This is a genomic window from Bacillus sp. FSL E2-8868 (assembly GCF_038005505.1).
Classification (GTDB): domain Bacteria; phylum Bacillota; class Bacilli; order Bacillales; family Bacillaceae_G; genus Bacillus_A; species Bacillus_A mycoides.
Genome location: NZ_JBBOTI010000001.1, coordinates 539,922 through 559,594, shown reverse-complemented (window position 1 = coordinate 559,594; position 19,673 = coordinate 539,922). Strand labels below are relative to the sequence as shown.

General features: G+C 36.4%; 19 protein-coding genes and 1 tRNA gene. 6 read left to right on the top strand and 14 right to left on the bottom strand.

The features are described 5' to 3' along the window. Positions 1-483: 483 nt before the first annotated feature. From NSS74_RS02995 to NSS74_RS02980, 4 genes are all read right to left on the bottom strand, one after another. Positions 484-2,616, bottom strand: a complete 2,133-nt coding sequence (locus NSS74_RS02995; protein ID WP_002143152.1) for a peptidoglycan D,D-transpeptidase FtsI family protein — start codon at positions 2,614-2,616, stop codon at positions 484-486. 109 nt (positions 2,617-2,725) lie between these two features. Next, the gene (locus tag NSS74_RS02990; RefSeq protein WP_002143153.1) at positions 2,726-4,003 is read right to left on the bottom strand and encodes an MFS transporter; all 1,278 of its coding nucleotides are present in this window, start codon (positions 4,001-4,003) and stop codon (positions 2,726-2,728) included. 122 nt (positions 4,004-4,125) lie between these two features. After that, positions 4,126-4,737, bottom strand: a complete 612-nt coding sequence (gene sodA / locus NSS74_RS02985) for a superoxide dismutase [Mn] (RefSeq protein ID WP_001052029.1) — start codon at positions 4,735-4,737, stop codon at positions 4,126-4,128. Between the two features lie 220 nt (positions 4,738-4,957). Further along, a tRNA-Ile gene (locus tag NSS74_RS02980) sits at positions 4,958-5,031 on the bottom strand. A gap of 239 nt (positions 5,032-5,270) precedes the next feature. Here NSS74_RS02980 and yqgB point away from each other — a divergent pair. The 3 genes from yqgB to ispG all read left to right on the top strand — a co-directional run bounded on the left by yqgB (position 5,271) and on the right by ispG (position 7,737). Continuing rightward, the gene (gene yqgB / locus NSS74_RS02975) at positions 5,271-6,038 is read left to right on the top strand and encodes a protein YqgB (protein ID WP_002034056.1); all 768 of its coding nucleotides are present in this window, start codon (positions 5,271-5,273) and stop codon (positions 6,036-6,038) included. Positions 6,039-6,102: 64 nt separating this feature from the next. Continuing rightward, positions 6,103-6,474, top strand: coding sequence for a hypothetical protein (locus NSS74_RS02970; RefSeq protein WP_002088653.1), 372 nt, complete (start codon positions 6,103-6,105; stop codon positions 6,472-6,474). Positions 6,475-6,639: 165 nt separating this feature from the next. After that, a complete protein-coding gene (ispG, locus tag NSS74_RS02965) occupies positions 6,640-7,737 on the top strand; it encodes a flavodoxin-dependent (E)-4-hydroxy-3-methylbut-2-enyl-diphosphate synthase (protein ID WP_012261716.1) in 1,098 nt (365 codons plus the stop codon). 84 nt (positions 7,738-7,821) lie between these two features. On the opposite strand, the gene NSS74_RS02960 is transcribed toward ispG, so the two are convergent. From NSS74_RS02960 to NSS74_RS02945, 4 genes are all read right to left on the bottom strand, one after another. Beyond that, positions 7,822-8,235, bottom strand: a complete 414-nt coding sequence (locus NSS74_RS02960; protein WP_002015164.1) for a Fur family transcriptional regulator — start codon at positions 8,233-8,235, stop codon at positions 7,822-7,824. Between the two features lie 13 nt (positions 8,236-8,248). Further along, positions 8,249-9,082 carry a metal ABC transporter permease gene (locus NSS74_RS02955; protein ID WP_002015165.1) on the bottom strand — a complete coding sequence of 278 codons (834 nt, stop codon included), beginning with the start codon at positions 9,080-9,082 and terminating at the stop codon, positions 8,249-8,251. Then, positions 9,082-9,852, bottom strand: coding sequence for a metal ABC transporter ATP-binding protein (locus NSS74_RS02950; RefSeq protein WP_002015167.1), 771 nt, complete (start codon positions 9,850-9,852; stop codon positions 9,082-9,084). Before NSS74_RS02950 ends, NSS74_RS02955 begins: the two co-directional genes overlap by 1 nt. Before the next feature lie 180 nt (positions 9,853-10,032). After that, the gene (locus tag NSS74_RS02945) at positions 10,033-10,911 is read right to left on the bottom strand and encodes a YitT family protein (RefSeq protein ID WP_002015168.1); all 879 of its coding nucleotides are present in this window, start codon (positions 10,909-10,911) and stop codon (positions 10,033-10,035) included. Positions 10,912-11,062: 151 nt separating this feature from the next. Between NSS74_RS02945 and NSS74_RS02940 the strand changes: the two genes are divergently transcribed. Further along, positions 11,063-11,317 (top strand): DUF2624 domain-containing protein, encoded by a 255-nt coding sequence (locus tag NSS74_RS02940; RefSeq protein ID WP_002088657.1) that lies wholly within the window; start codon positions 11,063-11,065, stop codon positions 11,315-11,317. A 19-nt stretch (positions 11,318-11,336) separates the two neighbouring features. On the opposite strand, the gene NSS74_RS02935 is transcribed toward NSS74_RS02940, so the two are convergent. Then, a complete protein-coding gene (locus NSS74_RS02935; protein WP_002088660.1) occupies positions 11,337-12,233 on the bottom strand; it encodes a deoxyribonuclease IV in 897 nt (298 codons plus the stop codon). Between the two features lie 250 nt (positions 12,234-12,483). Next, on the bottom strand, positions 12,484-13,794 hold the full coding sequence (locus tag NSS74_RS02930) for a DEAD/DEAH box helicase (protein WP_002015172.1): 1,311 nt from the start codon (positions 13,792-13,794) through the stop codon (positions 12,484-12,486). Between the two features lie 179 nt (positions 13,795-13,973). Here NSS74_RS02930 and vrrA point away from each other — a divergent pair, with 179 nt between their 5' ends. Then, on the top strand, positions 13,974-14,687 hold the full coding sequence (vrrA, locus tag NSS74_RS02925) for a VrrA/YqfQ family protein (protein ID WP_002138368.1): 714 nt from the start codon (positions 13,974-13,976) through the stop codon (positions 14,685-14,687). Positions 14,688-14,776: 89 nt separating this feature from the next. Continuing rightward, positions 14,777-15,727: a 4-hydroxy-3-methylbut-2-enyl diphosphate reductase gene (locus NSS74_RS02920; RefSeq protein ID WP_002015175.1), complete on the top strand. Its 951-nt coding sequence runs from the start codon at positions 14,777-14,779 to the stop codon at positions 15,725-15,727. Positions 15,728-15,767: 40 nt separating this feature from the next. Here NSS74_RS02920 and NSS74_RS02915 read toward each other — a convergent pair whose 3' ends face one another. The 4 genes from NSS74_RS02915 to rpoD all read right to left on the bottom strand — a co-directional run bounded on the left by NSS74_RS02915 (position 15,768) and on the right by rpoD (position 19,629). Further along, the gene (locus NSS74_RS02915) at positions 15,768-16,889 is read right to left on the bottom strand and encodes a Nif3-like dinuclear metal center hexameric protein (RefSeq protein ID WP_002129128.1); all 1,122 of its coding nucleotides are present in this window, start codon (positions 16,887-16,889) and stop codon (positions 15,768-15,770) included. Continuing rightward, the gene (locus NSS74_RS02910; RefSeq protein ID WP_012261718.1) at positions 16,886-17,593 is read right to left on the bottom strand and encodes a tRNA (adenine(22)-N(1))-methyltransferase; all 708 of its coding nucleotides are present in this window, start codon (positions 17,591-17,593) and stop codon (positions 16,886-16,888) included. Before NSS74_RS02910 ends, NSS74_RS02915 begins: the two co-directional genes overlap by 4 nt. 166 nt (positions 17,594-17,759) lie before the next feature. Next, a complete protein-coding gene (cccA, locus tag NSS74_RS02905; protein ID WP_002129130.1) occupies positions 17,760-18,116 on the bottom strand; it encodes a cytochrome c550 in 357 nt (118 codons plus the stop codon). Between the two features lie 385 nt (positions 18,117-18,501). After that, entirely contained in the window at positions 18,502-19,629 is a 1,128-nt protein-coding gene (gene rpoD / locus NSS74_RS02900) for an RNA polymerase sigma factor RpoD (RefSeq protein WP_000764062.1), read from the bottom strand. Positions 19,630-19,673: the final 44 nt, after the last annotated feature.

Here is a 19,673-nt window from a genome sequence, read left to right as displayed (position 1 = left end):
ACAGATATAAGAATACTGCTAAACTATTAATTCGGTTTTAATTGTTTGTAAAAGTTTTGTAAAGTTCCACAAAAAACAACTTTATACACAAACTTTATTTCCACTTTTGTACTTTAGATGCAGGAAATTTTCTAATCATCCATAAATTGAAACTTTAATCAGTGGGGGTTTTGTTCATCCCCCACTGATTATTAGCCCTCACCAATCAGGCGTTTACGGGCAGCAGGGCTCCCACCTAACTTCTTTGCTCCAGCTGATTTTGAGGTAGCAGTTTTACTGCCCTCAAATAGCGGGATAAAACTGCTATCTCCTATCACACACAACAAACTTAGAGCGTATGCACTAACCTTGTTGTGTTCATCGTTTTTGAAACTACATGTTTTTTCAACATTTTACGCTTGTCCACATTTACTAAACCATATGCATAAACCATAAAAAAAAGCACACTATCTTTTCAGATAGTGTGCTTTTTTTACAACCTTTTTATTCTTCATCTTGATCTTCTTTTTGATTTTTATTATCTTTTGGAGCTTCACCATTTATTTCTTGGTTTTTCAAATCAAAGTAAGCATCCATAATTTCACGACTAATATATCCATTAATACCAGTCTTATCATCATGTACCCACGGAACAACAACAGAGAATGCTACTTCTGGATCTTCGAGCGGGGCATAACCTACTAATGTTAAGTTATAAGTCTCCACACGCTGACCATCTGCTTTTTTACCAATCTCTTTATCTCCGCCATATACAGTTTGCGCTGTACCAGTTTTCCCTGCAGCTTTATATTTTGCACCTGCAAAGTATTTTGTAGCGGTACCACCTGAATCGTTAAATACTTGTCTAAATCCTTCTTGAACACGTTTAATTTGTGATTCAGGCATATCAATACGATTTAATACTTTCGGTTCCATAGATTGAACAACTTTTCCAACTTCCTCTGGCTTCGCCGATGGCTGACGAATTTCCTTTACAACTTGCGGCTGCATACGGTAACCACCATTGGCAATTGTTGAAACATATTGTGCTAATTGAAGTGGTGTATACGTATCATACTGTCCAATTGATAAATCTAATAAGAAACCTGGGATATTGTCTGTTCTACCTCTTTGTCCAGCAGATTCATTCGGTAAATCAATACCTGTTTTTACACCAAGTCCAAACTGACCGTAATAGTATCGCATCGTATCAAATGCTTTTTGTGGTATATCTAACGTACCACCTCTAACATATGGAACACCAGCGATATTCATCGCTGTTTTAAACATATATACGTTAGAAGACATTTTTAACGCTGTCAAATCATTAATAGGTCCCATCGTCTTCCAAGAAGATTTTTTCTTCGTTCCTTTTAATACGATTGGTTCATCGACTTGAACTGAACCCGGTTGAATCGCACCTGTTTGATATCCCGTAAGTACTGTCGCCCCTTTTACAGTCGATCCCATCGGATAAGCACTTGTCATCGTTCCTAATGCGAAATCTTGCACTTTCGTTTCGCCATTTTCATTCACTAATTGTTTCCCAGCCATAGATAAAACTTCACCATTTTTCGGATTCATCATTACAACGAATGCCCGATCTAAAAGAGGTTCTCCCCCTTTAAATTTCATTAAATTTTTGGTGATAATATCTTCCACACGCTTCTGTAATTCCATATCAATTGTTAAGTTCAGGTCGTTACCTCGTTGTCCTTGCGATACATTAATCGTTTCTAAAATATTACCGTTTTTATCTGTAATATTTTTCACTTCTTCTTTCGTACCGTGCAGACTATCTTCATATTGCTGTTCAAGATAACTTTTTCCTACTCTATCATTTCGATTATAATCGCGAACAAGATAGTAATCTAATCTCTCTTTCGGTAACCCTTCATCAGAAGAAGTTACACCACCAAGTACACTTCGGAACATATCATCATACTTATATTTTCGCTCCCAGTCAACATTTGTATCTACACCTGGTAATTTCGCTAAATTTTCACTAATAATCGCGTATTCTTCTTCTGTTGCACCTTTTTTAACGATTTGCGGCGTCATTGCATATCCGCTTTCCATCTTACTTTTGATCGCCAATATTTCTAAATCTTTTGCTGACAGTTGATTAGTCTCTTCTTCTGTTACACGATTTCGTTGACGTTCATCTAGTTCTTTATCGTCAATTTTATTCATTTTAAGCTCTTCACGATCTTTTTTTGTGATTTTTGCTTTTGCTTCTTCTTTATGTAAAGCAAGCCAATAATCTTTTTTATCGCGATCTGTTAACTTATCTGTTGGGACCTCAATTAAATCTGCTAACTTTTTCGCCGTTTCTAAGCGATCCTCTGCAGTTGATCCCTTCATTTTTGTAAATGTAATTGTACGAATAGGCTCATTATCTACGACCGCTTCTCCATTACGATCAAATATTTTCCCGCGTGGTACAGGATTACTTATCGTTGAATTTTCTTTTTTCTCAACTTCATTTTTATATTCCTCACCACGAACAATTTGTACGTATCCAAGCCTTACAATAACCGCGGAGAACATTAAAAACACGCAAAAAAACAACACGTTTAACCGAAAGGGAACGTGGGTTTTTGTCTTTGTCTGGTTCTTTTTCTGCTTCTTGCTCATACAAACCCCCTCTACCAACAGCTATGTAATGTGAAAGGGACACCTTCATACAGGTGCCCTCACTGCTGTCTTACATCTTTTTCTATTCTAGCATAAAACAAACGATAAGTTAACCTTCTGGTTCAGTTTGATTCTGCGTGCTTCCTTGCGCTACAGCGCTGGTTTTGTTCACATTTCCCTCATCATATTTGACATTTTTAACTGCAAAATAAATAAGAAAATGTCCAGCTCCTAAAATACATAGTAAGAAAGGTAAACTTTTTTCAGGCGGAAAAAATATGACAGCACATAAAAAACTTAAAATGGAACAAATTCTTCCGGCATTTAACCATAATTCCCTGACCACTATATATTCTACACGCCATTCTCTCGCCTGTTTTGCTCTACCAATTACATCGTATGTCATTGAGCCGTACGGAACGAGTAAAATCGGATATGCAACCGCAATACATGCTGCATAAATAAGTAATTTCGTATATGTAACATTAAAAATAACTAAAAATACGACCGCATATAAAATAATGCCACCAAGTAAAATTGCTTTTTTTCGCCATTCTTTCTTTAACATACGAGCAACTAAATAATAGCATACAAATGATACTGCAGAATTCACTAAACTATATTTCCCTAGTGCTAACTCGCTACCAGATGCTAAATAGACATATACCGAAATAACGAAAATAAACGTTCCCTCTCTCAAACCTTGGAAGAAATGAGCGCGCGTAATTCTTCCCCAGTTTTCATCAACTTGCCGCTCTTTCAATACTTGCACAATTTCATAGCGTCCTTCACATTCCCTCTTCGATAAAAAAAAGCTTAGAACGACTGCAACCGCAAATAGCATTAACGAGAGGAAGAAAACGACAGTATAACCACTCCATTTTTCCATACGTGAAATTGTATATCCTGCTGCTATCGGTCCAATCATTCCAGAGAACGATGTAAGAAGTCCTAGAAAACCGTTAAAAAAATCTCTTGTTTCTGGTTCTGTAATCTCAAATGTCAACAAGTTAAAAGCGAGCCAATAAAAACCATAACCAACTCCTAAAAGGGCTCCCATTAATAAAATATAGTGAGATGCACTTTTTCCCGCTACTAAAACGACGATAAAAAAAACAGCTAACGTGCCTACACCGATTCTCAATAAAATCGAGCGATCAATACGTTTCGCTAATTTCCCGCCCACAAGAAATGTTAGAGGCTGCAATACAACGCTGGCCAAATTATACAAGCCCAGATTCACATAATTTTGTGTTTGCTTCCATAAATAAATGTTTACAAACGTATTCGATAAAGAAATTGCGAGCGTGTATAAACCTCCTATAACGAGCAATAATACTAAATCCCGATTCACTTCAACATCACCGATTACATGTTTCCACTTCATACACAACTCTCCTTTACTTCATGTTCTAGTCTTCCAAAGACAAGCTCAATTATGTAAAAGGAGAACATAGAAAAAAGCTAGGAGAAAACCCCCTAGCTTTTTTCTAGCTGTATTAACTTTAATTATTTTGCTTCTTGGTAAAGTTTTTCAGCAACGTTCCAATCTACAACGTTCCAGAATGCACCGATGTAGTCAGGACGACGGTTTTGGTAATTTAAGTAGTAAGCATGCTCCCAAACATCTAAACCGATAACTGGAGTTTTACCTTCAGTTAGAGGAGAATCTTGGTTTGGAGTGCTTGTTACTTCTAACTCACCATTGTTTACTACTAACCAAGCCCAACCAGAACCGAAGCGAGTTGCGCCAGCTTTTGCGAATTCTGCTTTGAATGCATCGAAGCTACCGAATTTCGCTTCAATCGCAGTTGCAAGTTCGCCTACTGGTTGTCCCCCGCCGTTTGGAGATAGGATTGTCCAGAAGAATGTATGGTTAGCATGTCCGCCACCATTGTTACGTACTGCTGTACGGATTGCTTCAGGTACTTCGTTTAAGTTTGCAACTAATTCTTCAACGCTTTTGTCAGCTAATTCTGCATGACCTTCTAAAGCAGCGTTTAAGTTTGTAATATACGTGTTGTGATGTTTTGTATGATGGATGTTCATTGTTTCTTTATCAAAGTGAGGTTCTAAAGCATCATACGCATAAGGTAAATTTGGTAATTCGTGTTTTGCCATTGTTATATTCCTCCCGGTTTATGTATTGCCACTTAAGTGACATACAACTTCATTCTACCCTAATTGCCATAGGGTGCAAACAAATAAATCGCTTTGTCTTGCTATCATTAAAGTAGCAAAATTCCCACTTCTTTTCAATTAAAATGCTCATATATTCCGAAAAAAAGCTTCCTTCTACAAGGAAGCTTCCTGCTGACATAATAAACATATGAAATGGATATGGACCCTGTAGGACTCGAACCTACGACCGGACGGTTATGAGCCGTCTGCTCTAACCAACTGAGCTAAGGGTCCACGATTATGTATGTACCATTAAAAACAACTAAATTCCAATCAGGTATATCGTTTGAAAAATGTAAGATAAATTTACCATATACGAAAGAAAAGTGTCAATTGTATTTTTCTCTACTAAAAGAAGTAAATTAATAAGAAGGAATTTAGTCCTCTCTACTATATGTAAATATAATATATCTTGAGCTTCTCTAGATTCGTACGTTACAATGATTTTATACATACATAAAGGAAGTGAATCTATGTCCATTTTTACACAGCTAGCAAAAAGCGTATATTCGCCTAAAGATATGGCGCTTTTCCGTTTTCAAAAAATCGGTAAAACCATTTTGTATATTATGCTTCTTTGCCTAATCACTACTATTCCAAGAACTTTCTTGTACGGTAGCGTTATTCAAGATGGTGTTAACATGGTAAATAAAGTAATCGAAAAAGATTTACCTGATTTTAAAATTGAAAATGGCGAGCTAACAGCTGATATTGATCAACCTATCGAAAAAGAAGATGGAAATGCCCTTTTCGTATTTGATCCAAATTCAACAGACTTAGAAAAATATCAAAATAAAACAGGTTTATTTGTTTTAAAAGATAAAGTAGTCTCCATGGGGAATGGTCAAACACAAACATACTCCTATAATGACTTATTAGGCGCATCTCTTGAGAAAAAAGATTTACAAGATTTCATTTCGTTATTTGACAGTATTTATCCAATCTTATTATTCGTTATTGGGTTCTTACTGTACTTGTTCCAATTATTTATTACCTTTGTAGGAGTTACATTGCTTGCCTTCATCGGTTCTGCGATGAGCGGTCAACGCAAATTATCTTATAAACAAGTTTGGACATTAACTGCTTACAGCTACACAATTCCAACAATCTTCTTTATGATTATGGATTTATTCAAAATAAACGTACCTGGCGCAACATTCATTTACATTGCAGTTGTTTTAATCGTTCTATACTTAACAATTAAAGAAGTTCCAAAGCCGAAAGAAAAACAAGAACTATAAAAAATGCCTAAATAGGCATTTTTTTTTTGGACAAGCATATATTCCTAGCAAAGGAGTGAAGGATATGAAGAGATTAGGTGTACTCTTATTCGTGCTTGTCCTCGGTTATATATTTTATTACGACATAAAAATCGGTACTTTACCGATGTTAAGTTCATACAAAAAAACATCTGCTGCCCAAACGATAAAAAAAGAAAATACAGATACAAAACAAAATAAAGAGAAAGAAACAGAAAAAGAAAAAGAAACGGATACAGCTTATAAAGCAATCGAAGTAAAAACTGGCGATACCGTTCTTTCTATTACAGAAGCGATTAATAAGAAAAAAATTCCTTCTATTGAAAAAGTAATTGATGATTTTAAGCAATTAAATAAAAATACATCTGCTACAAAAATCCAAGTTGGAAAGTCTTATAAATTCCCCTTATATCAATAAGCAATCACTTAATCCTTGTCAATTACATAAAGGCGCTGATACAATAGTAAAAGTGAAACCGAGTACTTTGGTTTCTATAGCCCTTTCTCACACATACTATCATTGATGTAAGGGACTAAAATAAGAAACTTCTTTTATAAGGAGAGCGATCAATTCGTGAATGAAATGACTCAACGCACAAAAACACGTCCAGTTAAAGTCGGTAATTTAACAATTGGCGGTAACAATGAATTAATTATACAAAGTATGACGACAACAAAAACGCATGATGTTGAGGCTACAGTTGCTGAAATTAAACGTTTAGAAGAAGCTGGCTGTCAAGTTGTTCGTGTTGCTGTTCCAGACGAACGCGCAGCAAATGCTATTGCTGATATTAAAAAACAAATCAACATTCCACTTGTTGCTGATATTCATTTTGATTACCGCCTTGCTTTAAAAGCAATCGAAGGCGGCATTGATAAAGTACGTATCAATCCAGGTAACATTGGACGTCGCCATAAAGTAGAAGCTGTTGTAAATGCAGCGAAAGAGCGTGGCATTCCAATCCGTATCGGTGTAAATGCCGGCTCATTAGAACGTCATATTTTAGAAAAGTATGGATATCCAACTGCTGATGGTATGGTCGAGAGCGCACTGCACCATATTAAAATTTTAGAGGACTTAGATTTCCACGATATTATCGTATCAATGAAAGCCTCTGATGTTAACTTAGCAATTGAAGCATACGAAAAAGCTGCTCGCGCTTTTGATTATCCATTACATTTAGGTATTACAGAATCAGGAACATTGTTTGCTGGGACTGTAAAAAGCGCCGCCGGTCTTGGAGCAATTTTAAGTAAAGGCATCGGAAATACACTTCGTATCTCTTTAAGCGCTGATCCAGTTGAAGAAGTAAAAGTTGCACGTGAACTATTAAAATCATTCGGTCTTGCATCTAATGCCGCAACACTTATTTCTTGTCCAACTTGTGGTCGTATTGAAATCGACCTAATTAGCATTGCTAATGAAGTCGAAGAATACATCTCCACACTTAAAGTTCCAATTAAGGTTGCAGTACTCGGCTGTGCCGTAAACGGTCCTGGTGAAGCTCGTGAAGCTGACATCGGTATTGCCGGTGCACGCGGAGAAGGTTTATTATTCCGTAAAGGGCAAGTCGTTCGTAAAGTACCAGAAGAAACAATGGTAGAAGAACTGAAAAAAGAAATTGATGTAATCGCTGCTGAAATGGCTGCCGAACGAGAAAAAGAAAAACAAGAACAATAAAAAGAAGGTTGCCACAATTTTTGTGAGCAACCTTTTTTTACATTCAAATTAAAAACTCGTCAGTTATATAACTGACGAGCCCTCTCATTTTGCACATTTTGGGCAACGACCATATATTTCAAACTTATGCCCCGTTACCTCATAACCTTTAAAATCTTTATTCATAAAATCCATCGGGCAGGAATTAATCTCTTTCGTACCACCACAATCTAAACAAATGAAATGATGATGATGTTCCATAATGGAGCATGTAAAACGGAAATGCTTTTCACCATTTAATTCCGTTTGCTCTAAAACACCGACTTCAGCAAAAACCGTTAAGTTACGATAAATCGTATCAAAACTAAGTCCTGGATAATCACCCTTCATATGCTCTAAAACATCTTTCGCAGTTAAATAACGATTATGAGCTGCGAATAATCTCAGCATCTCTTCCCTTTTCCCTGTATGTTTGTATCCCTTTTCCTTCATTAGGCGTAAAGCTTCTGTTAGATTCATACCTATCCCTACTTTATGCAGTTTTTTTCTTTTTCCATAAAATTGCACCAATTAAAATAAGAACCGCTATCATAACAATTGTACCACCTGGAGCTAAATCAAGTTGATACGAAGCAAACATTCCACCAATTACTGCAATTTCACCAAATAAAATGGAAAAGAAAATTGTTTGTTTAAATCCTTTTGCAATACGAATACTTGCTGCAACTGGTAACGTCATTAAAGATGATACGAGAAGAACACCTACAACACGCATTGATACCGCAATTACAAGAGCAACTAATATAATGAAGATAAAGTGAATCCACTTTGCACTTAAACCGGTTGATACAGCGTATTCCTCATCAAATGATAGTAAAAACAACTCTTTGTATAATAAAACAATCGTCGCAATAACAACAATTGCTACTATACCAATAATAATTAAATCCGCACTTGTTACAGCACTTACACTACCAAATAAATAACTAAATAAATCCGTATTGAATCCATTAGCAAGTGAGATGAAGATAACTCCAATCCCCATCCCTGCTGAAAGTATAATCGGGATTGCTAACTCTTGATAATGTTTATATACAGTACGTAATTTTTCAATTAGCAATGCTCCACCGATTGAAAAAAACATCCCCATATATAAAGGGTTTAAAAACCCACCGGTAAAGATTGTCTTTTCAAGTAATAAACTTGCTGCAATTCCTGATAACGTCACATGACTTAATGCATCCGCAATAAGCGACATGCGGCGAATTACAACGAACACGCCGATAAGTGGTGCGACAAGCCCTATTAAAATACCAGCGTATAAGGAATTACGTAAAAAATCATATTGTAAAAAATCCTGTATCATTATATCCTCCCGTGATGCCCATGTTCATGTTCTAAGCGATGAACATGATGTCCATATAAAATCGACATTTCTGCATCTTCTAACTCTCGGAATTTCTCTACATTCCCATGGAAATGTAAATGCTGATTCAAACATGCAACATGCGTCACCTTCTCTGTTACAGCACCCATATCGTGCGTAACAAGAATTAACGTAATTCCCAATCTTTTGTTTAAATCCTCTAGTATCTCATAAAAACTTGCCACATTTTTCACATCAATCCCAACAGTAGGCTCGTCCAAAATAAGCAATTCCGGATCACTTACAAGTGCACGAGCAATAAATACACGCTGTTGTTGTCCACCAGAAAGTTCTCCAATGTTGCGACCTCGAAACTCGCTCATACCTACATCAGCAATCGCTTTTTCTACTTTCGCATTATCGTCTTTCGTAAAAAAGCGAAAAAGCCCTTTTTTCGAAACGAGCCCCATTGAAACAACCTCGAAAACAGTTGCCGGGAAACCTGAGTTAAAGCTACTTGCCTTTTGGGATACATAACCAACTTTATTCCACTCTTTAAATTTCTTACTATCAATGCCAAACAATCTAATACTTCCTTGCTTTGGTTTTAAAACACCCAATAAGCATTTAAGTAAAGTCGATTTCCCTGAACCATTCGGTCCAACTAAACCTAAAAAAGCTCCCTTCGGAACTTGCAAATTAATATCTTCTAACACGTTGCGATCTTCATACCGAAACGTTAATCCTTCTATTTCCAATATATTATTCATAGCATCTCACCTATTTTAATTCAGAATGATTCCGATTTATCTCTATTTGAATTATAGTACAGCTTATTATAGTTGTAAACCAATCTGCCTAAAATATATTCTTTATTTCAAGAAACCTTATTATTATAACAAAAAGCAGAGAAGAATTCTCTGCTTTCAAAAGATATTACAATTAACTTTTTAGTGAATTGCTGATTTAAACTTACCACCATTTGTCTCTTGTGTATTCATAATCGTAACAAATGCGTTTTCATCAATTTCATGCACAATTGATTTTAACTTCGTCACTTCCAGACGTGTTACAACTGCATAAATAACTTCTTTTTCTTTATCTGTATAGCCACCTTTAGCAACAAGTTTTGTTGTTCCACGACCAAGGCGGTGTAAAATCGCATTTGATACTTCCTCATATTGATCCGATACTATTAAAACTGCTTTCGTTTCGTCTAATCCTTGAATTACCGTATCAATTGTTTTGAATGCGATATAGTACGTCATAACAGAATACATCGCTTGTTCAACACCAAAAACAAATGCTGCCCATGCAAAAATGAATAAGTTCACAAACATTACGAATTCACCAACAGAAAACGGTAATTTCTTCGTTAATAGAATCCCCATAATCTCGGTCCCGTCTAACGATCCACCATGACGAATAACAAGTCCTACACCAATTCCTAAAATAAGACCGCCGAAAACTGTTGCTAAAATCGGCTCTGTTGTAAATGGCGGAATAGCATGCAACGTTGATTCAATAAATGCTAAAGCTACAATTCCAAATGCTGAAGATAACATGAATGTTTTTCCAATTTGCTTATACCCGGAGTACATAAAAGGAATGTTGAGGATAACAACTAAAGTAGAAAAGCTTAACCACCAAATATTAGGAGTAAGATAATCTAATATAAGAGAAATACCAATAATTCCACCATCAATAATTTTATTTGGCATTAAAAACAGTTCAATCGCTACCGCCGCACACGCTGCCCCAAAGACAATCATAACTAAACGATATACAAGATGAATAACACTTTCTTTTCGATGTTGCTTTTTTTCCATAAGTCCTCCTTATACTCTTTATCTATAGTTTTGTTCTTATATTATAACATAAGCTTCTTTTCCCCATTGAAAAAATGCACCTTGATACGAATATGTACAAGCTATGCGTACATATATTTCGATAGAAGAACGTGTGAAGGAGGACAACACGATGAACCTCATTAAACAAATTGTGAACAAAAAATTAAATCATATTTCTACAAAAGAACTATTGAAATATAGTAAAGAATACGAAGTTCCAATCACAACTGCACAAGCTGATAAAATCGTTTTACTTATGAAAGGGAAAAACATTAACATTTACGATAATACCGAGCGACTAGATTTGTTAAAACAAATCGCTAAAGTAACTACTCCTGCCACTGCCCAACAAGTAAATATTTTATTTCAGCAGCTATTAAAATAAGGAGGGGAAAATCCCCTCCTTATTGTGCTTTAATTTTTTCAAGAATTCCTTCATCAAAAGTACCATTTTTCAGCATTTCGATTTCTAATTTATATGGTGGCTTCTTATCTTTTTTATCTTCACCTACATACGGCGTTTCAAGAATTTTTGGTACGTGCGTAAGTTGTGGGTGATGCACAATGTGATGCAATGCCTTATAGCCAATATGACCAAAACCAATATTTTCATGACGGTCTTTTCCAGCTCCGCGTACATTTTTGCTATCGTTAATATGAAGTACTTGTAAACGATTTATCCCAACAATTTTATCAAATTCGTTTAACACACCGTCAAAATCATTTACAAGGTCATAACCTGCATCATGCGTATGACACGTATCAAAACATACAGATAGTTTTTCATTATATTTCACACCATCAATAATTTTCGCAATTTCTTCAAAGCTACGACCGCATTCCGTTCCCTTTCCTGCCATCGTTTCTAACGCAATGTTAACCGTCTGCTCTGGCGTTAATACTTCATTAAGCCCTTTAATAATTTGTTGAATACCAGCATCCGCTCCTGCACCAACGTGCGCACCTGGGTGAAGAACGATTTGTTTCGCTACACCTAATGCCGATGTTCTTTCAATTTCCATGCGAAGGAAGTCTACACCTAATTGGAATGTTTCTGGCTTCGTCGTATTCCCAAGATTAATAATGTATGGCGCATGTACGATAATTTCTTCAATACCGTTTAGTTCCATATGTTTTCTTCCTGCTTCTATGTTCAATTCTTCAATTGGTTTTCTTCGTGTATTTTGCGGTGCACCTGTATAAATCATAAACGTCGTTGCACCGTATGAAACAGCCTCTTCACTTGCTGCTAATAACATTTTCTTACCACTCATAGAAACATGAGATCCAATCTTTAACATACAATCACCTCTTCAATATACAATAGATATAATGATAGCATAATTTGTAGAAATATGTAGCGAATTGTTTGTTCACACAAAAGGCACTACATAAATCAAACAGACTATTCAAACAATCTGAACTCTATACTTAAATTAACCCAATAAAGCGAAACTTTAGTCAACGTTTTTTCTACCTCGCACTAATTATTAGTCTACATTAATCGACTTTCTCTCAAGCAGTGAGATAAAAAAAAATAAGGGAAATCCCTTATCTTTTTTTATTGCTATATTTTTTCTTCACTTTGTCACGTTCTGTTGCAAGTTTTCGTTTATAGTTTGGTTTTACTTTTTTCGGCTTCTTAACAACTTTTGTTGCCATAACATCTAGTCCATCACTTGGTTTTTTACGGCTCTTACGACGACGACGGTCACCTAAATCCGCCCATTCATCTCCGCGTAAATCTACATGTTTAAACTCGATATGACGTTGTTTTTCCAAACTATCTAACGCTTCTTCATTTGCTGGATCATAAATCGTCACTGCAATACCTGAATGACCCGCACGTGCAGTTCTTCCAACACGGTGAACGAAGAAATCTAAATCTGGTGGAAGTTCATAGTTAATAACATGGCTAATTCCTTCAATATCAATACCACGTGCCGCCAAATCTGTTGCGACAATGTATTGGAACTCTAAATCACGAACTTGTTTCATCATTTTTCTACGATCACGTGGTGATAAATCACCGTGTATACGCCCTACTTTTAATCCACGTTCTGCTAATCCATCGGCTACTTCGTCAGCCTTCTTCTTTGTGTTTGTAAAGACAATTGCTAAATATGGTTTAAATTGAAGTAGCATATTTTTCACTAATTCAGTTTTATTACGGTGTCTTGAAGGCACAAGGTAATGATCAATATTTCCTGCTGCAACTTGCTTCGGATTAATATGAATATGTTCTGGATTCTCCATATATTTCTTCAAAAATGGTTTTAATTTTTGAGGAATTGTTGCAGAGAAAACTAACATTTGCAGATTTTTAGGCATACGTGCCGCAATTTTATCTACATCTTGAATGAATCCCATATCAAGCATTAAGTCCGCTTCATCGACAATAATAGTATCCGCTTTATAAACAAATAGCGCCTTTTCTTCTACTAAATCTTTAATACGTCCTGGCGTTCCAACTACAATATGAGGTTGTTTTTTCAACTTTTCAATTGATCGTTGTTTATCAGTTCCACCAATTAAACAGCGTGCTGTAATCATTTGATCTTCTGCACAGAACTTTGTTAGTTTCACAATTTCTTCGTAAATTTGTTGTGCTAACTCACGAGTAGGCGCTGTAATAACAAGTTGTACCTCTTCACGACTTGCATCAATTCTGTTTAATGTAGGAAGTAAGTATGCATGTGTTTTCCCAGAACCAGTTTGGGATTGTCCAATTATACTCACACCTTTTTTCACGACCGGGAAAATTTTCTTTTGAATTCCTGTTGGCTCTGTAAAGCGTAGTTCACGAACTGCATCTATTAAAAATGGTTTAAAATCATACTGTGTAAAAGTTTGTAGTGTCATAAGTTACACCTTCTTTCTAAAATTTCTACTGCGCACAAATCAGTCAAGTCTACATTATATCGAAATCTACAAGTAAAATCCATCTTTAGTTTAGGTTTTTATCTCAAAAACTAACCTTCTTTCCTTCCATTGCATATTGTATGTGTATATACCTAACTGAAGAAAGGAGGATTTCCCACATGTTTCCGAAATCCCCTATAAGACAAATGTATCCGAATCGAGGACAACAATCTTACACACCATATCCGATTCCACAACTACCACCGATGGCTCAAAAAAAGAAAGGTTTCCTTGCTAAACTCTTTAAAAAACACGATCCAACCGAACCTTTCATGCAAATGGTCCCTCCTTATCGACAAATGGAAGGGCCACCGATGATGCACCAACAACCGCCGCCCCAATATCAACAGCAACAGCCATACCAACAACAATATACACAACAATATCAACCATACATGCAGCAATATCCAGAGCAGATGATACCACCTCAAATGTATGAATCAAATGATACACGTGGTGCTGCGTCAGCTACAACTGCAGCGGCATCTAGCAGCGGCATCGGTAGTTTTTTTTCAAATTTAATTTCGAACCCAACTAATATGATAAATAATATCGAAAAAGTATCTCAAGTCGTGCAATCTGTCGGTCCTGTTGTCGAACAGTACGGTCCCATTATGCGTAGTCTACCAAGCATTGTTAAAATCCTCACCTCTGGAAAAAGTACGGAAGAAAATCAAACTGAAGATGCAACAGAACAGGTTGAGGTAGCAACTCCACCTCCTCCACCTCCAAAAAGGAAACGAAAAAAAATAGTGCTTGAACCGGTAATAGAAAAAGAGGTTCCGAAAGAACCCGTTCAACAATCAGCAACAAAACCAAAACTATATGTGTAACAATCCTTTGTTTTCTATCCACTCCTCCTTTATAATGTAATGGACTATGCACAAAAGTATCCCTTGTTTAGAAGGAGAGGATTACTCACATGAAGATTGTTAAAATTTCCCCTCGTGGTTATTGCTACGGTGTTGTTGACGCAATGGTTATTGCACGTAACGCCGCATTAGATAAATCATTACCGAGACCCATTTATATTTTAGGTATGATTGTTCACAATAAGCATGTCACAGATGCTTTCGAAGAGGATGGCATCATTACATTAGACGGTCCAAGTCGATTAGAAATTTTAGATAAAATCGATTCTGGTACTGTTATTTTCACTGCACACGGTGTTTCTCCAGAAGTTAAACAACGTGCAAAAGAAAAAGGTTTAACGACAATTGATGCAACTTGTCCAGATGTTACAAAAACACATGACCTTATCGAAGCAAAGAAAGCTGAAGGATACCATGTCATTTATATCGGCAAAAAAAATCATCCAGAACCAGAAGGCGCAGTTGGTATCGCACCTGATATCGTTCATCTTATCGAAAAAGCTGATGATTTAAAAACACTAGAAATTCCAACGGATAAAATTTTAGTTACGAATCAAACAACAATGAGTCAATGGGATGTTCAACATTTAATGGAGGACATTCAGAAAAAATTCCCAACAGCAGAATTCCACAAGGAAATTTGTTTAGCAACTCAAGTTCGCCAAGAAGCTGTCGCTAAACAAGCTGATGTTGCAGATTTAACAATTGTTGTCGGTGATCCGAAAAGTAACAACTCAAACCGTTTAGCACAAGTATCACAAGAAATCGCTGGTACGACAGCATACCGCGTTGCAGACGTAAGTGAAATCCAATTAGAATGGCTACAAGGTGTAGAAAACGTAGCTGTTACAGCAGGTGCTTCTACTCCAACGCCAATTACAAAAGAAGTTATTGCTTTCTTAGATCAATATGACCCAATGAATCCAGCTACATGGGACAGAATTCGAAAAGTACCACTTCAAAAGATACTACCTCGTGTAAAAGTGAAAAAAGAACAATAATAAAAACCGTTGCCTACATGAGCAACGGTTTTTATTTTTCTTATACAAATGTGAATGGATCTGTATGTAACTGCGAAGCGTGAATGTGTACATTGAATTTCTTCACATCTACTTTTTCTTGCAATTGTTTTTGTACACCTTGCTTCATTACTTTTTCAACGTTATGTCCTGGATCGACTATATTTAAACCAATCATCATCGCATCGTGAGCAACATGATAATACATATCACCTGTTACATATACATCTGCTCCTTTAAATTTCGCTTGGTTTATATATTTATTACCGTCACCACCAAGTACAGCTACTTTACGCACCTTATCATCTAACTTCCCAACAACTCTTGCACCCTTTACATGTAATGATTGTTTCACATGTAAAGCAAACTGCTCAAGCGTCATTTCTTCTTGTAAATACCCTATTTTACCAAGACCTAATGTTTCACCTTTATTATCAAGCGGATATACATCATATGCCACTTCTTCATATGGATGGGCTGCCAACATCGCTTTAATAACTTTTCTTTGTAATGAAGCTGGAATAATCGTTTCGACACGTATCTCTTCCACACGTTCTAACTGCCCAGTTTCTCCGATATAAGGATTTGTACCTTCTTGAGGGATAAACGTACCTACCCCTTCGCTACCGAACGTACAGTGGCTATAATTACCGATATGACCTGCATCCGCATCTCCAAGAGCTTTGCGCACTTCTTCTGCATGGGTTACTGGAACAAATACAACAATTTTTTTCATTTCTTCTGCATATGTAGGAGCTAATACTTCTGTATTTTGTAACCCTAACGCATCAGCAAGTAAATCATTTACCCCGCCCTTAGCAATATCTACATTTGTATGTGCGGCATAAACCGCAATATCATTTTTAATACACGTTTCAATAATTCTTCCGTACGCCTTATCTGTATGAATCGCTTTTAATGGATTAAAGATTAAAGGATGGTGCGCTATAATGATATTCGCTCCTAATTGGATCGCCTCGTCCACAACTTCCTCAGTTACATCTAACGCGATTAATACGTGCTGCACAGGTTTATTAAGCGCTCCAATCTGTAAGCCAATCTTATCCCCTTCCATCGCTAAATGCTTCGGATACATACCTTCAAACAAAGAAATAATTTCATGACCATTCGGAATTTTACTCATGATAAAACCTCTCCTATCATTTTCATTTTCGCTTCTACTTCTGCACGCTTCGCTTTTGTCTCTTCAGACTCTGCTGCACGTTCTAACTGTTTTAAAATATTTTGGAAGTTTTTCAATTCCCCTTCCCACTTTTCAATAAAAGCTTCACTTTTTTCTTTTATTAAAAATGGACCCATAAACAATTCAGCTTGTTTATTTTCAGAGTAAGGTACTGCTGTATCTCCTCGCTCTCCGACTAAAATCTCGTAAATCTTTCCGTCTTCTATTACAATTTTCTCACGGATAAGCTCCCATCCATTTTCAATAAACCATTCACGGATATAGTGTGCTGCAATATTCGGCTGTAAGATTAAACGTGTTACACCTTCTAATTTTTCTTTACCACTTTCTAAAATGTCACGAATTAACGCTCCACCCATACCAGCAATCGTAATAACATCTACTTCTCCTGGCACTATAACAGCTAATCCATTCCCTTTACGAACGTCTACTTTATCTTGTAAGCCACTTTCAGCTACAGTTGCTTGTGCAGAGCAAAACGGTCCATCTACAACCTCTCCTGCAACTGCTTTTGTAGCAATATTATTTATAATTGTATAACACGGTAAATACGCATGATCCGATCCAATATCAGCTACTGTAGAGCCTACCGGAATCTCCCTCACAACTTCTTCTAATCGTTTCGAAAGCTTTACTTCATTCATGTATTTCCATTACTCCTTCTCTTCTCAGTCTGTCTCCATGATAATGAATTTATAGTAGTTGTTGCAAGTCCATAACAATACTTCAATTCTCTATTACTAATCGTATTTTAGATAGTATAGAAAAACAAGCCTTTTGCAAAAAGCAAAAGGCTTGTTTTTCTATACTTTATTTTTTCTTCGATAACCAATCAGCTACTTTTGCCGCTTGATCAGCTGGAACTATATTTGGCGGCATATTTCCTTTTCCTTTTGAAATAACTTCTTTAATTTCATCTTTTGAAAGTTTCCCACCAATTTTTTGTAAATTAGGGCCTACCGCTCCTTGTAACTGATCACCATGACAGCTCGTACAGCTTTGCTTTACAATATCCTCTGGCTTTGATGCTGTTTGTGCTGGTTTCCCACCATTTTTTGCATCAGCTAACTCTTTAGATTTATTTAGCCCCTGAAATGAAAATACAAACATAACGATAATACCTAATGCTGCAATAAGAGCGAACGGAATCAACGGATTACGTTTCATATCTCTTCTCCCCCCTCTATACCGCTAAATAGTTAGATGATTCAGTCATTTATATTGTACTTGAAAACGCCCTATCAGAAAAGAGCAAACTACTACTTGTTAAAAATATTCCGTAAATTCATTTTATTGATTTTCACTATTATATCGCATATTATTTCGATAATTACTAACGTTTCTCATCATATTTTTTACTTTTCTACATATTATTTTGTATATAATAAACAAAATAAATCGAAAAATCGAAAAATGAGCATTTGCAAATCAAAAGACAATTCTGTAAAATAAATTACAAGAAATTGTAATCGTTGCCGATAGCTAAATTTTAACAAAAATTAACAAAACAAAAAAGTTTACTTCACAAAAGTGAAGTAAACTTAAAGGTAGCCTATTCTAAGAAATCCTTAAGACGCTTACTACGGCTTGGATGTCTTAATTTGCGAAGTGCTTTCGCTTCAATTTGACGAATACGTTCTCTCGTTACGCCGAATACTTTCCCAACTTCTTCAAGCGTACGAGTTCGTCCATCATCTAAACCAAAACGAAGACGCAGAACATTTTCTTCACGATCTGTTAGTGTATCTAACACATCTTCTAATTGTTCTTTTAGCAATTCATACGCTGCATGGTCCGCAGGCGATGTTGCTTCTTGGTCTTCGATAAAGTCACCTAAATGGGAGTCGTCTTCTTCACCAATTGGTGTTTCAAGAGAAACTGGCTCCTGTGCAATCTTTAAGATTTCGCGTACTTTTTCTGGAGCAAGATCCATTTCTTCACCAATCTCTTCAGGAGATGGTTCGCGTCCTAAATCTTGTAATAATTGACGTTGTACACGGATTAACTTATTAATTGTTTCAACCATATGAACTGGAATACGAATTGTTCGCGCTTGGTCTGCAATCGCACGTGTAATAGCTTGGCGAATCCACCAAGTTGCATACGTACTAAATTTAAAACCTTTACGGTAGTCGAACTTTTCAACTGCCTTAATTAGACCCATATTTCCTTCTTGGATTAAGTCTAAGAAAAGCATACCACGGCCCACGTAGCGCTTTGCAATACTTACTACAAGACGTAAGTTTGCTTCTGCAAGACGGCGTTTTGCTTCTTCATCGCCTTCTTCAATACGTGTCGCAAGTCGAATTTCTTCTTCAGCAGATAGTAAGTCTACACGACCAATTTCTTTTAAGTACATACGAACAGGGTCATTGATTTTCACACCTGGCGGCACACTTAAATCATTAAGGTCAAATTCTTCTTCCGTTTTTGTAATTTGACGATTATTAGGACCTTCGTCGTTGTCATTGTCACCAACTAAGTCAATCCCTTGTTCACCTAAATATTCATAGTATTCATCCATTTGATCGGATTCAATTTCAAATCCATTCATGCGTTCTGCAATCTCTTCATATGTAAGAACGCCACGTTTTTTTCCGAGCTCAGTGAGTTGTTCTTTCACTTGCTCAAGGGTCATTTCAGTTTCAATTTGTTTAGAACGAGCTGGTTTATCAGCCATCTGTTCCCCTCCTTACGCGAGATACAAACATTCATTATACTAAA